The following is a 16,710-nucleotide window of genomic DNA, read 5'->3' as shown; positions in this document are numbered from 1 at the left end:
TATATTAGAGAGTTTTTTGTTTGATAAATAGCTTCAAAAGATTAATATTTCTCTGAAATCTTGAGGTTTTTTGAGCTAAATATGGTTACTGCCACCTCATTAAACGAAAATATATGGTAATGGTATATCAATGATTCTGTTTATGAACTGGAAAGGGTGTATACATTAACTTTTAAACTTTCGGTGGCTTGTTTTTATTGTCTTGCTTATAAAATAAATAGCTAGGCATTTGCATTTTGGCTTTATCGCGTAATTTCTTTTTAATATACAGCACGAGTGCAAAACTGGTGGTTGCAATTGTTAAAAATAAACTATTCATATAACTCATGATTGAACTAACATAGCCAATCGTTGTAAGCCTATTCATCATTTTAATAACTTGTGGACTACTTTCAATCCCCGTAATTGCCCAGCTACACAAGTGTTCGCAATTATTAATAATAAGATCATAATGGTTTTCGTTAATGCGTGAGCGCATACGACGAATCACGGCTCGACCCTTGTATTTGGGGTTAGGATAACGTCGAACAGCAATTTTTTTACCATGAGAAAATTGCTCAAGGCTCGTAATTTCAATGGGATGCTTTTTAAAAAGATGGGCAAAACCAGAGTAGTGAATCACACGACCACGCCCCGCATAAATACCATGATGAGTATAGCCCAAATGTTTCACAACCAGATGTGTGCCAATACTAAAAGGAACTTTCGCCATTTTATGTCTTTACACTACAAAGCTTAATTACGCCAAATCCAAAACATGTCGCAGCATAACATAAAGTAGATTGTAGCACTCGGGTTTGCTGTGAACGTTCAGTATAAGCTTTGTTGCATGATATTCAGGATGTTGGTTGGCATATTAATTGCTCTTTTTATCGTTAGGTAAATTTATCAATGCAAAAAAGGACAATCAATAATGGCATCTACCAATCAGATCTCTCCAGAGCATGAGTTTTTAGGTGTAGGTAAGAGCTTGGCTTATGGCTTGCAACATGTATTGACCATGTATGGTGGCATTGTTGCTCCACCCTTAATTGTAGGGGCAGCAGTGGGGCTAACAGCTGCACAAATCGGGATGCTCATTACAGCGTCACTCTTTGTTGGTGGTCTTGCAACTTTATTGCAAACTTTAGGAATGCGTTGGTTCGGTGCTCAATTACCACTGGTTCAAGGTGTTTCTTTTGCAGGTGTTGCGAGCATGATTGCGATTGGAACATCGGGTGGCGGTTTTCCTGCAATTCTAGGTGCGGTCTTTGCCAGTGCGGTGATTGGTCTTCTCATAGCACCATTTTTCGCCAAAATTGTACATTTCTTTCCGCCTGTGGTCACAGGTTCGGTCATTACCGTTATTGGGCTGTCATTGTTGCCTGTTGCACTACGCTGGACAATGGGTGGCAACGATAAAGCACCAAATTGGGGATCTTTAGAAAATATTGGACTTGCAGGACTGACATTGCTGATTTTACTGGTCTTAAGCAAAATCGGAAATGAAGCAATTCGCCGTCTGGCTGTTTTACTTTCAATTGTGCTTGGGACAGTATGTGCTTATGTACTCGGTTTTACAGATTTTTCCAAAGTGGCGGTAGGGGATTGGTTTGCCGTGCCGAATTTCTTGGCTTTTGGCTTCCCTGTATTTGAAGTTCCTGCGATTATTGCCATGTCTATTGTTATGATTGTAACCTTGACAGAAACCACAGCTGATATTTTGGCAGTTGGAGAAATTATTGGAACGCCGATTGATCAAAAACGGATTGCAAATGGACTTCGTGCCGATATGTTATCTTCTGCGATTGCGCCATTTTTTGGAACATTTATGCAAAGTGCTTTTGCGCAGAATGTAGGTTTGGTGGCAATTACGGGAGTAAAAAGCCGTTTTGTTGTGGCAGCAGGCGGAGCAATTTTGGTGCTATTGGGCTTATTGCCTGTGATGGGGCGCTTTATTGCCGCGATTCCGACCCCTGTTTTAGGTGGAGCAGGTTTAGTTTTGTTTGGTACAGTTGCTGCGAGTGGAATTCGTGCTTTGGGACAAGTGAATTATCAGGATCAAAAAAACCTAATTATTGTGGCTGTGGCAATTGCTGTGGGAATGATTCCAATCATAAGTCATGATTTTTTTGCTCATTTCCCACAATGGGTACAAACCCTATTTCATTCTGGAATCAGTTCAACTTGTGTGGTTGCTGTGACTTTGAATATTTTCTTTAATCATTTATTTTTAAATAAAAAATCTGAAAAAACAACAGCGTTACCAATCTCTTCGGTACAGCATTAATCAAAATGATAGACTTCGTTCATCAATGTTTATGTGCTAATGATGAACGAAGTTAAGTCGCTTAAATTTGAACAGAAAGTTTCTTGCGTGCTTCACGAAATTCGAGATATTTGTATAAAACCAAGTGACCCAAAATATTAATAAATAACGCAATCAAAAAAGCGCCGACAATATCAACAGGAAAATGTACGCCAAGATAAACTCGTGACCAACCTACAACCCAAGCCAAAATGACACAGATTGCCCCAATCAATTTTTCACGGCTAAACAAGAAAACTGCCAGTGCCATACTACTCATGGCGAGCATGTGATGGCTTGGAAAAGAGTTGGTTACACCGTGATGAATCAGGGTATGCCCCATATCCAACACAAATGGGCGAGGGTGATAGTACAACTTGTCAATAATTGCTGCGATGATGGAGGTGGTCGCTGTAAATACGGCTGCTTTAATTGCAATAAATTTAAAGCGTTTAGGTCTAAACAGCGCTAAAGCAACTAATCCGATTGCAAAAATCGTCACAAAGTCATGTGAAACGAACATCGCAAATTTAACTAAGATAGGATTAGGATTTGCCGATGCATTGAATAACTCAAATAATCGGAAATTCAGCATCTCAAGTGACATTCTGACCTCAGCAAAGCAACAGCGCTTTAAATTTAAATTAGTCATGATTGAATAATTTGAACATTAAGCCTTGCTTAGGTTTCATGTGAATGAAACCTAAGCAAGGCTTAATTGAAGAGTCTTGATCTCATTGCATCAGAGCGATAAAAAATTATTGGCTTTTTTCTAATAAAGACGAGAAAAATAAATAAATAATCTATAAATAAATCATAAAAATAGTGAAATCACCTAGTTATTTAAAAATATACTGGTTGAATTAACTAGAGTTAGATGGGTTTAACGGGTGGATTCATTGGATGAATCAAAATAGATTTTGAGGGCGAAGCTCTCAAATTTATCTGTCATACAGCCAACGATTTACATCATCTTGAAGGTCAAGCAATGAAAATATACTCGTATTTTCTATGCATTTTTTGGTCGTGGACGCGATGCAAATGATCAACTCAGTACGTCAAACCTTCTTCTTTAAGTTATCCATTTAGAGAGCAGCATCTAGAAATAGGTGAAAAGGACACATAGTCATTCATCAAGATTTCAAATACAGGTTGGGAATAAACGATGTCACGTCCAATTACGGCAATTATTCATCATGAAGCATTAGCACATAACTTGGCTATGGTTCGCAGTACCGTTGAAAATAGTCAGGTCTTTGCCGTAGTCAAAGCAAACGCATATGGTCATCGCATTGAAAATGTTTACAATGCATTTAAAACCGCAGATGGCTTCGCGCTACTCGATATTGCTGAAGCGAAGAAGTTACGTGCTTTAGGATGGGAAGGGTCGATTATATTGCTTGAAGGGATATTCTCACCACAAGACCTTTTTGATTGCACTCAATATAACCTGAGTTTTGCCATTCATAATGAAACACAGGTGAAATGGGTTCAGCAGCATCAATATCCTGCTCAATTTGATGTATTTTTAAAAATGAATAGCGGGATGAACCGTTTAGGCTTTAAACCGAGCGAATATATCAGTACTTGGAATCAACTCAACTCAAATCCTGCAATCAAAAGCATCACACATATGATGCATTTTTCCGATGCAGATGGTGAGCGTTTAGGACAACCAGGCATTAATTATCAATTAGAAACCTTTGAAGAAACTGTCAAAGATTTACCGGGTAAACGCTCAATCAGTAATAGTGCAGCTATTCTTCGCTATAAGCTTCATTCAGATTATGTGCGTAGCGGGATTGTGCTTTACGGTAGTTCACCAGATTATCCAACACACACCATCCAAGACTGGAACCTGCAACCAACTATGACTTTGAAAAGTGAGTTAATCGCGATTCAGGATTTGCAAGATCATGAAACGATTGGCTATGGTTCAACATTTATGACACAAGGCCCAATGAAAATCGGTATCGTGGCTTGTGGTTATGCCGATGGATATCAACGTATATCTCCAACAGGTACGCCAGTTTTGGTGAATGGGGTTCGAACTCAATTGATTGGGCGAGTCAGTATGGATATGCTGGCTGTCGATGTCACCCATATTAGCGATGCACAAGTGGGCAGTGAAGTTGTACTTTGGGGTAAATCTTCTTCAGGCACAATTTTACCGATTGATGACGTTGCAAGCGCATCTGGAACAGTCGGCTATGAACTGATGTGCGCTGTCACATCACGAGTTACTTTTTTAAATCAACCGTAGAGAAATCATGCATGTCAAATTCTAGCATTGAGCATTTTAAAACAACGGAAGTCATGAGTGCAGTGACTGTATTCAATAGCGTTGTTTATTTGTCTGGTCAAGTACCTAAAAACACTGACTTGGATATTGAAGGTCAAACCAAAGAGATCTTGGCAACGATTGATGAGTTGTTGGCTTTGGCAAACACCGATAAAACTAAATTGATTTCAGCTCAGGTCTTCATCAAAAACCTAGAAGATTTCCCGAAATTTAACGCAATCTGGGTGGACTGGTTAAAAGGCAGTGCAACGCCTGCACGCGCGACCATTCAAGCAGATTTAGTTAACCCGAACTGGTTAATTGAAATTGCGGTTACAGCAGCTCAAATCTGAGTTTGTTAGTTGTACAATCTAAATATGTCCTGATTTGATCAAATTGGGACATATCTAGATCAAAATTGATCGCTTTAAAGCACCTCATTTACGTCAACCCAAAGATCATAACTTTTCATGGATGGTCTAGGAGGAATTGGTGTTACCTCTTGGCAGACTTCCATCGCCTCAACAATCTGTTGTAACAGTTGCTGCCGATCCACATTCACGTCTTCAATGATTCGAAGATCTGTCAGTTTTTGTTGGGAATAATAATGTCCATCTTCTATTTTTTTTATATTTTAAAATTTCTTTGGTGAATTCCACTAATCCCCCATTAACACCAAATAACCAAACCGAAATATGGGTATCTACACCTAACTCATGTCCTTTCCAAGTACGGAATAAGAACATCTTGTTTTCTTGGTCAATTGTCCAATTTCTTGCACTTTTAAAATATGGAATAGCATAATCATCGAGTCCATAATCTAAACGGTCTTGCTCAGTAATTTTTGCGTTAATAAAACCCATTTTTTGCTCCATTTTTATGTGATTGGGCTTTTTGATATGTACCTTATAGACTCAACAAATCGCTTTAGCGCTCTATGAAGATTTCTAACCAGTAAAATTGTCTGTGATTTCATCACTAAAACATAATTCAATTGAAAATACAGCAAATTGCCCAATATTAACAAATAACCGCTAAAGACAACTGAAACAACTCCACGTATGATCAAATCATGTGGTCTCAAGTTCAGAATAAAATTAGGAAGATCTATGAATATTGCAGCAAATCCAGTGGTAGAAGCCGATCAAACCGTTTATTTAAAAGATTACCAAAAGCCCAGTTTTTTAGTGGATTCGGTCGATCTCAATATTCAGGTTTATGCTGATCATACGATTGTTGATGCAACCTTGAAGGTACAACGTCAAACAGCAGGGGATTTGGTGCTTTTAGGGCGCGATTTGGAACTGAAATCAATTCGTTTAAATGGTGATTTGCTGTCTGAAGCTGAATATCAGCTTGATGCTGAACAGTTGGTGCTGTCCAATGTGCCTGATCAGGCAATGATTCAGACCCAAGTGGTGATTCACCCTGAAAGCAATACCATGTTAGAAGGTTTGTATCAGGCTGGTGATTTATTCGTTACGCAAAACGAGCCAGAAGGTTTCCGTAAAATTACCTTTTATCCTGACCGTCCAGATGTCTTATCCGTCTTTACGACGCGCGTTGAAGCCGATAAAAAATATCCTGTATTACTTGCCAATGGTAACTTACTAGAAACAGGTGAAACGGGCGAGGGTCGTCACTATGCGATTTGGCAAGATCCAACCAAAAAACCAAGTTATCTGTTTGCTTGTGTGATTGGTCATTTGGCTGTCCTAAAAGATCGTTATGTAACTTCAGAAGGGCGTGATGTTGCTTTAGAAATTTATGCGATTGAAAAAGATATTCCAAAGTGTCACATCGCGATGGAAGCCTTAAAACATTCCATGCGTTGGGATGAAGAACATTATGGTCGTGCTTACGATCTTGATAACTATATGATTGTTGCGGTCAGCCAGTTCAATATGGGCGCAATGGAAAATAAAGGTTTAAATATCTTTAATACCTCTTGTGTACTTGCCGATGAAGAATACACGACGGATGCCGCGATTATGCGTGTGCAGTCGGTTATTGCACATGAATATTTCCATAACTGGACAGGCAACCGTATTACCTGCCGTGACTGGTTTCAGTTGTGCTTAAAAGAAGGTTTAACAGTATTCCGTGATCAGTCTTTTTCGGAAGATTTACAATCGGCTGCGGTACAGCGTATTGATGATGTTGCGGTGCTTAAATCGCATCAATTCCCTGAAGATGCAGGCCCACTGTCACATCCACCACGTCCTGATCATTTTGTTGAAATCAACAACTTCTATACTGCAACGGTCTATGAAAAAGGTGCGGAAATTAACCGCATGATGTCAACTTTGCTCGGTAAAGACAAATACCGTCAGGGCACAGATGAATATTTCCGCCGTCACGATGGTCAAGCAGTCACCGTGGAAGACTGGGTTGCTGCACTTTCAGCGGGTTCGGGTGTCGATTTATCAGCATTTTTAAATTGGTACAACCAACCGGGCACACCAAAACTCGAAGCAAAAGGCGAGTATGATGCTGCGGCTCAGACTTATCGCGTCAGCTTCAAGCAAAGTTTAAAAGCGCATGCTAAATATCCAAACCTGAAAGCCGTACCGATTCCTGTGGCTTTGGCGTTGTTTAATGCCAAAACAGGTGAACAATACACGCTGCATTCACCAGATTTGTTTGTGAATGAAGTAAAAGATGGTGTGTATTTGTTTGATCAAGATCAGGCAACCATTGAATTTACGGGTGTGACTGAACAACCTGTGGTGTCATTACTGCGTAATTTCTCTGCACCTGTGAATTTAGACTTTAACTATTCAGATGATGAATTGGCATTTTTAATTCAGCATGAAACCAATGGTTTTAACCAGTGGCAAGCGACTCAAACACTGCTTGAACGTATTTTACTGGAAGATCATGCTGCTCAAGCTTATATTCAAGCGCTGAAAAATACCCTGCCTGAACTGGTACAAAAAGATCCATTACTGGCTTCGCGTTTACTGGATGTGCCTGCTGAGGGTTATTTGGGTAGCCGTATTGATCAAGATTATCAGCCACAAGTGATTCATGAAAAGCGCCATGCTTTAACTAATGCTTTAGCCAAAGAGATGGGAACTTTTTGGAAAGAAACCTATCAGTCGCTTGATCCTGAGTTACAAAATGAATTTTCACAGGCGATGGGTGAGCGTGCACTCAAAAATATTGCACTGAGCTATATGGCACGTCAGGGCGATGCAGATACATTTGCATGGGCTGAACAGCAGTATCAAAGCACTGGTAATATGTCTGAGCGCTTAGGTGCTTTGAAAGTATTGGTCTGGAATGATGCACCACAAGCCCAAGCATGTTTGGATGATTTCTATAACCGTTTCAACGATGAGCCATTGGCACTTGATCAGTGGTTTATGTTGCAGGCAGCACATCCAAAAGCAACTGCCCAAACTATTCAGTATTTAACTTCACATGCAGATTATGATTTGGGAACACCCAACCGTATTCGTGCAGTCAGTGGTGGTTTAAATGCCAATCCTGTAAATACATGGAGTTTTGGTGTACAGCACTTTATTGAGCTTGCACAGTATTTAGATGAGAAAAATCCGATTGTGGGTTCTCGTATGTTGCAAGTGTTGTCACGTTGGTACACTTTGGCTGAGCCACAGCGTTCAGAAGTACAACAGGCATTGTTAGCACTCAAAGCCAAAGTGAAATCGAAGAATGTCGCTGAAACATTAAATAGTATGTTAAGTGTTTAATATTTAACAACTTATTGATTTTTAAATAGAAAAGGGTGCTATTTTTCTAAATTTCGATGGGAAAATAGCACTTTTTTAAGTTATAGAAAAAAATGACTTACGATAGGGTTTTGCAGCCGTTTTTTATGTCATTTTGGCAAATAGCAGTGCAATTCCAATGTCGACATCGTTCCAAATGCTTTAACATCTAGCTGTATGATCAATTTTTGCAGGCTTTCAAGGATGTGATGTTTTTTTTATCTGGTTGTAATATTTATTACAGAAGTCGAGTAACGTAGTCACCGTTGGATGTATGTTTTAAAATATGTTTTTTGATTGAGTTAAAAGTCAATGAACGTGATGCTGTATGCCTATCTGTTTTTAGCCTTTGCAATTGTTGCTGAAGTATTAGGAACAGCATTTTTGGTAAAATCACAAGGTTTTACCCAGTTGATCCCTTCTGTTTTGGTAATTTTATGCTATAGCATCTCATTCTATTTGTTATCTCAAGTGACTAAAACACTGAATATTGGTGTGGTATATGCAATTTGGAGTGGTGTCGGAATAGTATTTACTGCGATGATTGGCTATTACGCATTTAAACAAATTTTGGATACACCTGCTTTAATTGGAATCGGTTTTATTATTGCAGGTGTTCTGATTATGAATTTATTTTCCAAAACTTTAGGTCATTAATTTCTTGCATTTTCTTAAATGGTAGAAAATGCAAGTTTAGCACCGAAAGTCAAAAATAATACACCAACAGCACAGGTTGCAAGACTGGCAAGATGTTGCTGTCGAGAGAAATAACCTGCAAGTTTACGCCCACCAAAAATCAAACTGGTTAAATAGCTCAAGCTGATGCATTGTAAAATAACAGCTAAAATAAAAAAGCTCAGCATCGGCATAGTGCTATTCGGATCAACAAATTGTACAAAGAAAGACAGAAAGAACAGAATCGCTTTGGGGTTCAGCAGACTAATGGTCAATGCAGTACGAAATGGGTGGAGTTGTTTAGGCTCTATCTCATTATTTTCTGGTGGTTCAGCAAGAACAGAACTTTTTTGTTTGGCAGTTTTCCAAATGCCAATACTGTGTAAAAATAATTTAAACCCTAGATAGCCTAAGTAACTAACGCCCAGTACTTTTAAAACAGTAAAAATAATAGGATAGCTATGAATTAGAGATACTGCTCCAAGTACTGTAGCTAAAATCAGGATACTATCTCCTGTTAAAATCCCCAGCGCTGCTTGATACCCGCGTTTAATACCGTAGCGGGAGGCTGTTGCGAGTAAATACAATGAATTTGGACCAGGCAATAAAACAATTAAAATAGTTCCAATAATGAATTTTGGAAGATCAATAATCCCAAACACGATGAGCGACCATAAAGAAACCGAAATAGCGGTAATAAGCGATTTCGGTATGTGAAAAAGATAGGGTTAATATTAGAGCTTTAATTCTGCATTTTCACCAAAAGATTGGCGGAGTAGCGTATTTAATTGATCACGAGCTTTAATAAAACCATCAATTCCAGCTTGTAATAATTGAGATGCCATCAGATCACGCTCTAAAGCAGTTTTGAAGTCATGCTCTAATAATTCAGGCGCAGTTTCATGACTAGAAGGAGCGGCAATTAATTGTGCTTCAACATTTGACGGATCTTCTTGTAGTTGAGCCAATAAATTTGGCGCAACAGTTAACAGATCGCAACCTGCTAAGGCTAAAACTTGCGCGGTGCTGCGGAAACTCGCTCCCATAACTTCTGTTTTAACGCCATGAGATTTATAGTAGTCAAAAATAGCCTTAACAGATAATACCCCTGGATCTTTATCGATTGGGTAATGATCAACATTTTCAGCTTTTTTATACCAGTCTAAAATGCGTCCAACGAATGGTGAAATCAGGGTTACTTGAGCATCTGCACAGGCTTGTGCCTGATGCAAACCAAATAAAAGTGTTAGGTTACAATGAATACCTTCAGCCTCAAGTGCTTTCGCTGCTTGAATGCCTTCCCACGTTGATGCGATTTTAATCAAAATACGATTTTGATCTACGCCATAACCTGCGTATAGGGCTAATAACTCTTTTGCTTTTGCAATCGTGGCTTCGGTGTTATAAGACAGGCTTGCATCAACTTCAGTTGAAACACGTCCTTCAATTAGCTTAAGAATTTCAACGCCAAACTTAACAGTTAAAATATCAATGGTTCGTTCAATCAAAGCATCATGCGTTAAGCCTTCAGCTTTGGCTTGATCATAAGCCGCTTCAATTAATTCACGACTATTTTCTTGACTTGCCGCAGCAGTAATCAATGAGGGGTTGGTGGTGGCATCAAGTGGGCGGAATTGTTCAATGGCACTTAGGTCACTACTATCAGCAACAATTGTGGTGAGTTTTTTTAATTGGGATAAAGCTGAATCAGTCATTGTCTTAAACTTTATAGAACAGAAATTTTCAATTTCATTACTTATAGCATAGCTGTAGATAAAAAAAAGCAACTTACTACACTTTTTTAAGGCGCTGTGAACGAACATGGTCAATCAAAAACTGGCTGGCTTGCCCCAATCGTGCTTCTTTATTCCAAACTAAATCAATGTAATAGTCGAGTTGAGGCGTAATATCCAAAATATCTAAAATTTTAAGTTGTGTATATAAAAGTGGGTTTTGTTGGAGCATCGTCAGTGGAAGCAACCCCCAGCCAAGGTTTTTCAGAATGAGCGAGAGTGCAAGTTGATGATTGTCAGTACGCCAATATTGGGAAGAAAATAATAGTTCAGGCTTAATATGACGATCTCTTGCAGTCACAATAACTTGGCGATAATAACGTAAAGTTTCAAGACTAATCTGCTGTTGCTGGGCTAAAGGGTGCTGCAAACTAACCACAGGAACAAGAGTTTCCTGTTTTAATTCAATAAATGATTCACGATGATCAAGAGATTCACGCTCAAACATCAGGGCAAATTGAACATCACCTTGCATCAATATTCGTAAAGCATCTTCTTGAGGTGCAGAAAAAATATCAATCTGCAGCATGGGAAACTCATGTTCGAGCAGTGCGATATAGTCAGTCCATTCGGTGTGAATCAGTTCGGAAACCACAACAATACTCAGAGTTGATTCTAAACCTGTACTGAGCGCATGTGCGTGTTGAGCCCACTGTTGTATTTCTGTGAGTAAGAGCAGCGTTTTTTTATACAAAACATGGGCTTGATCTGTGGGTTTAGGCTCACGACCAATCCGTTCAAATAATTTCAGATTAAGATCAATTTCTAAATTGGCAATTGACATACTAATTGCAGATGGAACTTTACCCAGTTGTCGTGCAGCAGCAGAAAAAGAGCCAGTTTCCATGACTGTTTTAAAAATATTGAGTTGTTCTTGATTAATATTCATCTATCAATATTTCTGAAAGAATCTAATTCGATTAATCAAAATTATAAAAATAAAATGGATTTACTCCAAGTGAAAAAGATGAAATTTTATGTTGATGTCAAAAAAGCGGTGGGTTCATGCAATCAGTTACGAAGCAATTTTATTGCTGATGATGAGTATTGCACTGAGTTATCTATTGCAAATGCCGATGGAACTGACAGGAAGCTTAGGTTTGGCAATGGCGATTATTTCTGTGTTTTGGAATATGATTTATAACAATTTATTTGAGAAGTTGGAATGTTATTTGCATCTAAAACGAGGCATTGCTGTACGTGTTTTGCATGCTATAGGTTTCGAGGGCGGGCTGTTGTTTATTAGTGTGCCATTAATTGCATATAGTTTGAATTTAAGTTTTTGGAATGCGTTATTGCTTGATATTAGTATAACCTTATGTATTTTAGTTTATACGTTTATTTTTCAATGGTGTTTTGATTTTATTGAAAGAAAATACTGTTTGGGTTAGAAATAACCCAATTTTATAGAAGGCTAAAAATGATAAATTTATAGTGCAAGTCTATTATTTACAAAACAATAAAATAAAATCGTATATTGATCTGAATAAATTTTTATATCCAATTGCATTTTGTATACTAAATTATATGTCATTTTTTTATTTAAATTAATTATATTAAGCAATAACTTATATTTAATATGAATTAAAAACTATGTAATAAAAAAGTGGAAAAAATTATCAATTAGATAAATAATGCCGCTCATTTTCAGATATTCAGAGGGTTTTTATGAGATTAATGCAGCCAATCATTTTAATTTGTCAAAATTATCGTTGATTTTTCAAGAAACAACATCAATTGAAAAGCGATTTGTTATAATCCCTGCATCCGTAAAACAATAGTTGATGATTAATTGAGCGAAGAATGATCTGGAAAACAGATCAATGCCCAATACATCAAAATCAGAAATGGAATTTCAGCAATATCTGATTTTAGAGATTGACTAGAAAGAATAGGGATGACTGGTTTTATGGAGAGCTTTTATTTTTTAGCCTACCGTATCAAGCATGAAGCTTGATTTAGACGAGAACTAGCGATGACAGCACATACCGTTATATATGCACCAATCGGTCAAGCGACACGTTCTGAACAGGTCGTAGAACGATTAGGTAATGCAATTATTGCAGGGCTGCTTGAAGCAAATGAACAGCTTCCGAATGAAGCTGATTTATCGCGTCTTATGGGAGTGTCACCTGTAACTGTGCGTGAAGCACTGAATACATTGCGTGTAAAAGGACTCATTGATACACGCCGTGGAAGAAATGGAGGTAGCTTCGTTTGTGAGCTTTCTGCAAATCAAGTGTTACAGCAGCAACCTTTACGCCAAGTCAGTAACGAATACCTCGCCGATTTATCGGAGTTTCACAGTGCGATTTTATCGCATAGTGCCAAACTTGCGACTCAGCGAACAACCTCGCAACAATTGACCAAACTGCATGAACTGATTTTGGTTTTCCAAAATGCAGAGCAGCCAGACATACGAGCTCAAACAGACATGCGTTGCTTGTTGACGCTTGTTGCATATGCTCAATCGTCAAGACTAGCCAATCATGAGCTTGCTATTCAAACAGAATGGTTGCCATTGGTTGCGACATTGTATAAAAACGATAAAATTCATCTGCAAACTGTTGCACAATACCTAAAGCTATTTGCATGTTTGCAACAGCAGGATGCTGAAGCTGCTGCCCAACAGGCACAGAATTTGCTTTATGGATTAACAGATGAAATGCTTGAGTATAAGCTCACATTGTAATGTCAAAACACAATTCTGATTCTGTTTTAGCAAGATAAAAAGTGTAGTTAAGGAAGAAAAGCATGAGTGAAATGCAAATTGAACAGATTCAGACCATGTTGAACCAAGTGGTAATAGAAATTACTCAAGCAGCGCAACATTTGGCAACACAAGCCAGTCAAGTGCTTTCGTCAGATTCGATTCTCACACAAGGGGGTGTGAAGTTAACTGAATCTGACCGAAATCGCTTGCAAACTTATATTCAAACTGCTTTGGAGCAGAGTCAGTATAGTCATGGTATGGGGTTTGCGAGTTATTCTGCTGCGACTGATCAGCAACAGGGCTATTGGACACTAGAGTGGTGGTATAAAAAAGATCAGAAAATTCAGCAAGCAGAGCTTGAAAGTTATCAAGAAATGCAGCAGCGTCTAGATTTTCGCTTATTTGATTGGTTTAATCATCCCGCCGAAAATAAGCAGCCCTATGTTGAAGGGCCTTATGTCGATTATATTTGTAATCATGCTTATACGATTACCTTTTCGCATCCTGTGATGGTTGATCAGCAATTTGTTGGGGTCATTGTGATTGATTTACTGGTATCGACACTGGATCAATTGGTATTGCCAAAGCTTAAAATGCTTGATCAAATTGCGGTAGTCACCAATGACGATGCCCGTATTATTTTATCGAATACTGCAAAATATCGTACAGGTGCATTATTTCGTGAGAAAACAGCAGAAAAATCAACGCAACAGCAGCATCCTTTTCAGCTTATGCTGATGAAATCCATGACTTAAATTATAATGTCTAGCGATTAAATTCTGGTCTTAAACTTGCCAAGAGCAAACGAATCAATGTTTGATAATATAAAAAGAAATTTTAATAGTTCTGTATCCATTACTTTGATTTAATGAAAGAAACAGCTTAATGCTTGTAAACAGCGAGGGATAATTTCAATAAAACCTTTGTACACGACAAAAAAAGATTTACTTAAAACCCAAGATGGTTTTGATGCCACGATGGCTCGCACTATTGATAGCATTACTGCAGTTGTTCATGCAATTAAGCAAGCAGATGACGGAGGACGGTCGCTCAAATATAGTGATTTAGAACGTGTCGTCCAGCGTCAGATTGATGAGGTGGACTATAACGCAGATTTTGATAATCGTCCAATGTTCCAATTTGCCTGTTTCTTGGCGGGTACGTTGATTCATGCTGAACAAGGTCTTGTACCGATTGAACAAATCAAGGTCGGTGACCGAGTTTTGTCAAAAGATGAAAGTGGTGAGGGAGAGTTAGTCTATAAACCTGTCGTCCGTACCGTCAAAACTGAAAATATTCCAATAGTAAAATCAATTTAAGCTATTGGTATGATACGAGTTTACCACGCTCGAAAAGGCGAGAAATCATAGCTAAATTAGGGCTTGTCCTTATTTGAAGAAATAGCTCAAAAATGAGTATGTTTATGCCTGAATTTGATTATTTAGTAAACAATATAATTGTTTGTTGACTAAAATAAGAGCTAATTTGCCTCATAAAATGAAATGAGGACACGCCCTAAAAAACAAACAAGTAACCTTATGTTTCATGTGATGAAGATCGAGGGGGCATAGAATATGATTCTTCTGTCATTAATCAACAATGCATAAATTTTAGATTAAAAGAAATTCTACAAAGTTTCAGATGTGAACTTGAATGAATATGAATCTCATAGACTATCCGCAGTCTGAAACTGCGGATATTGGTTTTATAAGAAACAATTAAGGATTATAGGCTTTTTCATTGTGATCGCTAACATCAAGTCCTTGCTGCTCTTCTTCAGCGCTGACGCGTAAACCGATGGTTTTATCAATAACAGTCAAAATGAGCCATGTAAAGAAACCACAATAGATAACGGTTAAACCAATTCCCATCAGCTGGATAACCACTTGCGAGCCGATGGCTAAATTGGCAATGTTCCCGCCTAAAGACGGTGCAGCAAAAATACCTGTGAGCACGCCACCCACCATACCGCCAATACCATGCAAGGCAAAGACATCAAGTGCATCGTCAAAACCAAATTTACGTTTTAAACCAGTGACTGCAAAGAAGCAGCAAACACTGGTGATCATACCGACAGCAATCGCACCGAATACACCGACATAAGCTGCGGCAGGAGTAATACCCACCAAGCCCGCAATCGCGCCAGATGCGAGACCCAATGAAGTAACGTGACCAGCCACCATTTTTTCAATGAACATCCAGCTGACGATTCCACCGCATGTTGCTATCATGGTGGTCATGAGGACAAGACCCGCTGTAGTATTAGCTGCGAGTGCCGAGCCAACATTGAACCCGAACCAGCCCGCCCAAAGCAGTGCTGCACCAATCATGGTAAAGACCAAGTTATGTGGTGGCATAGACGCGGTTGGCCAGCCTTTACGCTTACCTAAAATCAGTGCTCCAACCAGTGCAGCAACGCCCGAATTGATATGTACGGCTGTACCGCCAGCAAAGTCGAGTACGCCCCAGTTGTGCATGATTGCACCTGCACCACCCCAGACCATGTGTGCCAGTGGTCCATAAACTAAGATCAGCCAAAATGCCCCAAATAAAACCACAGCGCTGAATTTCATGCGTTCAGCGTAGCCACCCACAGCAATGGCAGGTGTAATCATGGCAAAGGTCATCCCAAATACAGCGATAACATATTCGGGTACACCTGCGATGAGTGTTTTCTCGCTAATTCCATGCATAAAAGCTTTGCTTAAGCCACCGACAAAACTGTACAAGTTCAGTGAGCCTTCAGTCATGCCTGTGGTATCGGCAACCAAACTATATACAAAACTCACCCATAAAATACCCACAACAGCAGCAATGGCAAAGAATTGCGAAAAAATTGACAGGATGTTTTTAGCGCGAATCATGCCACCATAAAATAGTGCCAAGCCTGGAATAAACATGATCAGCACCAAAATGGCAGAGATCATGACCCAAACCGTAGATGCGGCATCAAAGGGTGCATCGGCAGCAAATGCGTAGACAGGGGTAAACAGCAGGCTCCCCAAAGCCAGTTGAATCAAAGAACGGGAATTCATAGATCCCTCCTGTTTTGCGATAAATAAGCGAGATGCGGATTATTTTTAAATATTCTTTTAAAGAATATTAATTTCATTTTGGTTATAAGCAATTCTTGTACCAGATTTTATAAAAAATAAATTTAATATAACGGCTGATAAATCAAATGGTTGTTTTTAATCGATAATCTTATCGTGATGAAGGAACATAGA

At 38.8% G+C, this 16,710-nt stretch carries 17 protein-coding genes; 9 read left to right on the top strand and 8 right to left on the bottom strand.

The genetic code is table 11. The annotated features are described in order from the left end of the window. Nucleotides 1-172 precede the first annotated feature (172 nt). Nucleotides 173-712 carry a lecithin retinol acyltransferase family protein gene (locus GBN19_RS10270; protein WP_151778067.1) on the bottom strand — a complete coding sequence of 180 codons (540 nt, stop codon included), beginning with the start codon at nucleotides 710-712 and terminating at the stop codon, nucleotides 173-175. A gap of 201 nt (nucleotides 713-913) precedes the next feature. Between GBN19_RS10270 and GBN19_RS10265 the strand changes: the two genes are divergently transcribed. Next, nucleotides 914-2,269 (top strand): nucleobase:cation symporter-2 family protein, encoded by a 1,356-nt coding sequence (locus GBN19_RS10265; protein ID WP_151778066.1) that lies wholly within the window; start codon nucleotides 914-916, stop codon nucleotides 2,267-2,269. A 61-nt stretch (nucleotides 2,270-2,330) separates the two neighbouring features. Here GBN19_RS10265 and GBN19_RS10260 read toward each other — a convergent pair whose 3' ends face one another. After that, nucleotides 2,331-2,894 (bottom strand): undecaprenyl-diphosphatase, encoded by a 564-nt coding sequence (locus GBN19_RS10260; protein ID WP_151710415.1) that lies wholly within the window; start codon nucleotides 2,892-2,894, stop codon nucleotides 2,331-2,333. A 558-nt stretch (nucleotides 2,895-3,452) separates the two neighbouring features. Here GBN19_RS10260 and alr point away from each other — a divergent pair. Both alr and GBN19_RS10250 read left to right on the top strand, forming a co-directional pair. Further along, complete coding sequence (gene alr / locus GBN19_RS10255; protein WP_151778065.1) at nucleotides 3,453-4,550, top strand: alanine racemase; 1,098 nt, start codon at nucleotides 3,453-3,455, stop codon at nucleotides 4,548-4,550. Nucleotides 4,551-4,561: 11 nt separating this feature from the next. Next, complete coding sequence (locus GBN19_RS10250; RefSeq protein WP_151778064.1) at nucleotides 4,562-4,921, top strand: RidA family protein; 360 nt, start codon at nucleotides 4,562-4,564, stop codon at nucleotides 4,919-4,921. A 74-nt stretch (nucleotides 4,922-4,995) separates the two neighbouring features. Here the strand turns inward: GBN19_RS10250 and GBN19_RS16235 are convergent, their stop codons facing one another. Then, a complete protein-coding gene (locus GBN19_RS16235; protein WP_266095382.1) occupies nucleotides 4,996-5,130 on the bottom strand; it encodes a hypothetical protein in 135 nt (44 codons plus the stop codon). A gap of 4 nt (nucleotides 5,131-5,134) precedes the next feature. After that, nucleotides 5,135-5,431 carry a hypothetical protein gene (locus tag GBN19_RS10245; RefSeq protein ID WP_228271252.1) on the bottom strand — a complete coding sequence of 99 codons (297 nt, stop codon included), beginning with the start codon at nucleotides 5,429-5,431 and terminating at the stop codon, nucleotides 5,135-5,137. A gap of 246 nt (nucleotides 5,432-5,677) precedes the next feature. Here GBN19_RS10245 and pepN point away from each other — a divergent pair, with 246 nt between their 5' ends. Then, complete coding sequence (pepN, locus tag GBN19_RS10240) at nucleotides 5,678-8,284, top strand: aminopeptidase N (RefSeq protein WP_151778063.1); 2,607 nt, start codon at nucleotides 5,678-5,680, stop codon at nucleotides 8,282-8,284. Nucleotides 8,285-8,614: 330 nt separating this feature from the next. Next, nucleotides 8,615-8,959 carry a DMT family transporter gene (locus tag GBN19_RS10235; protein WP_151710302.1) on the top strand — a complete coding sequence of 115 codons (345 nt, stop codon included), beginning with the start codon at nucleotides 8,615-8,617 and terminating at the stop codon, nucleotides 8,957-8,959. Between the two features lie 14 nt (nucleotides 8,960-8,973). On the opposite strand, the gene leuE is transcribed toward GBN19_RS10235, so the two are convergent. From leuE to aceR, 3 genes are all read right to left on the bottom strand, one after another. Then, nucleotides 8,974-9,639 (bottom strand): leucine efflux protein LeuE, encoded by a 666-nt coding sequence (leuE, locus tag GBN19_RS10230; protein ID WP_151778062.1) that lies wholly within the window; start codon nucleotides 9,637-9,639, stop codon nucleotides 8,974-8,976. 72 nt (nucleotides 9,640-9,711) lie between these two features. Then, complete coding sequence (gene tal / locus GBN19_RS10225; RefSeq protein WP_151710304.1) at nucleotides 9,712-10,692, bottom strand: transaldolase; 981 nt, start codon at nucleotides 10,690-10,692, stop codon at nucleotides 9,712-9,714. Between the two features lie 76 nt (nucleotides 10,693-10,768). Continuing rightward, nucleotides 10,769-11,659 carry an HTH-type transcriptional regulator AceR gene (aceR, locus tag GBN19_RS10220; protein ID WP_151710305.1) on the bottom strand — a complete coding sequence of 297 codons (891 nt, stop codon included), beginning with the start codon at nucleotides 11,657-11,659 and terminating at the stop codon, nucleotides 10,769-10,771. Between the two features lie 88 nt (nucleotides 11,660-11,747). Here aceR and aceI point away from each other — a divergent pair, with 88 nt between their 5' ends. The 4 genes from aceI to GBN19_RS16115 all read left to right on the top strand — a co-directional run bounded on the left by aceI (nucleotide 11,748) and on the right by GBN19_RS16115 (nucleotide 14,802). After that, nucleotides 11,748-12,161: a chlorhexidine efflux PACE transporter AceI gene (gene aceI, locus GBN19_RS10215; RefSeq protein WP_151778061.1), complete on the top strand. Its 414-nt coding sequence runs from the start codon at nucleotides 11,748-11,750 to the stop codon at nucleotides 12,159-12,161. A gap of 584 nt (nucleotides 12,162-12,745) precedes the next feature. Further along, nucleotides 12,746-13,462 (top strand): FadR/GntR family transcriptional regulator, encoded by a 717-nt coding sequence (locus tag GBN19_RS10210; RefSeq protein WP_151710307.1) that lies wholly within the window; start codon nucleotides 12,746-12,748, stop codon nucleotides 13,460-13,462. Between the two features lie 62 nt (nucleotides 13,463-13,524). Beyond that, nucleotides 13,525-14,238, top strand: coding sequence for a cache domain-containing protein (locus tag GBN19_RS10205; protein WP_151778060.1), 714 nt, complete (start codon nucleotides 13,525-13,527; stop codon nucleotides 14,236-14,238). Nucleotides 14,239-14,460: 222 nt separating this feature from the next. After that, nucleotides 14,461-14,802 carry a Hint domain-containing protein gene (locus tag GBN19_RS16115; protein ID WP_228271251.1) on the top strand — a complete coding sequence of 114 codons (342 nt, stop codon included), beginning with the start codon at nucleotides 14,461-14,463 and terminating at the stop codon, nucleotides 14,800-14,802. A gap of 399 nt (nucleotides 14,803-15,201) precedes the next feature. On the opposite strand, the gene GBN19_RS10195 is transcribed toward GBN19_RS16115, so the two are convergent. Continuing rightward, nucleotides 15,202-16,518 carry an ammonium transporter gene (locus GBN19_RS10195; RefSeq protein ID WP_151778059.1) on the bottom strand — a complete coding sequence of 439 codons (1,317 nt, stop codon included), beginning with the start codon at nucleotides 16,516-16,518 and terminating at the stop codon, nucleotides 15,202-15,204. Nucleotides 16,519-16,710 lie beyond the last annotated feature (192 nt).

Origin of the sequence: Acinetobacter brisouii, from assembly GCF_008993995.1 — a bacterium.
GTDB lineage: Bacteria > Pseudomonadota > Gammaproteobacteria > Pseudomonadales > Moraxellaceae > Acinetobacter > Acinetobacter brisouii_A.
This window is presented reverse-complemented; position numbering and strand designations above follow the sequence as displayed.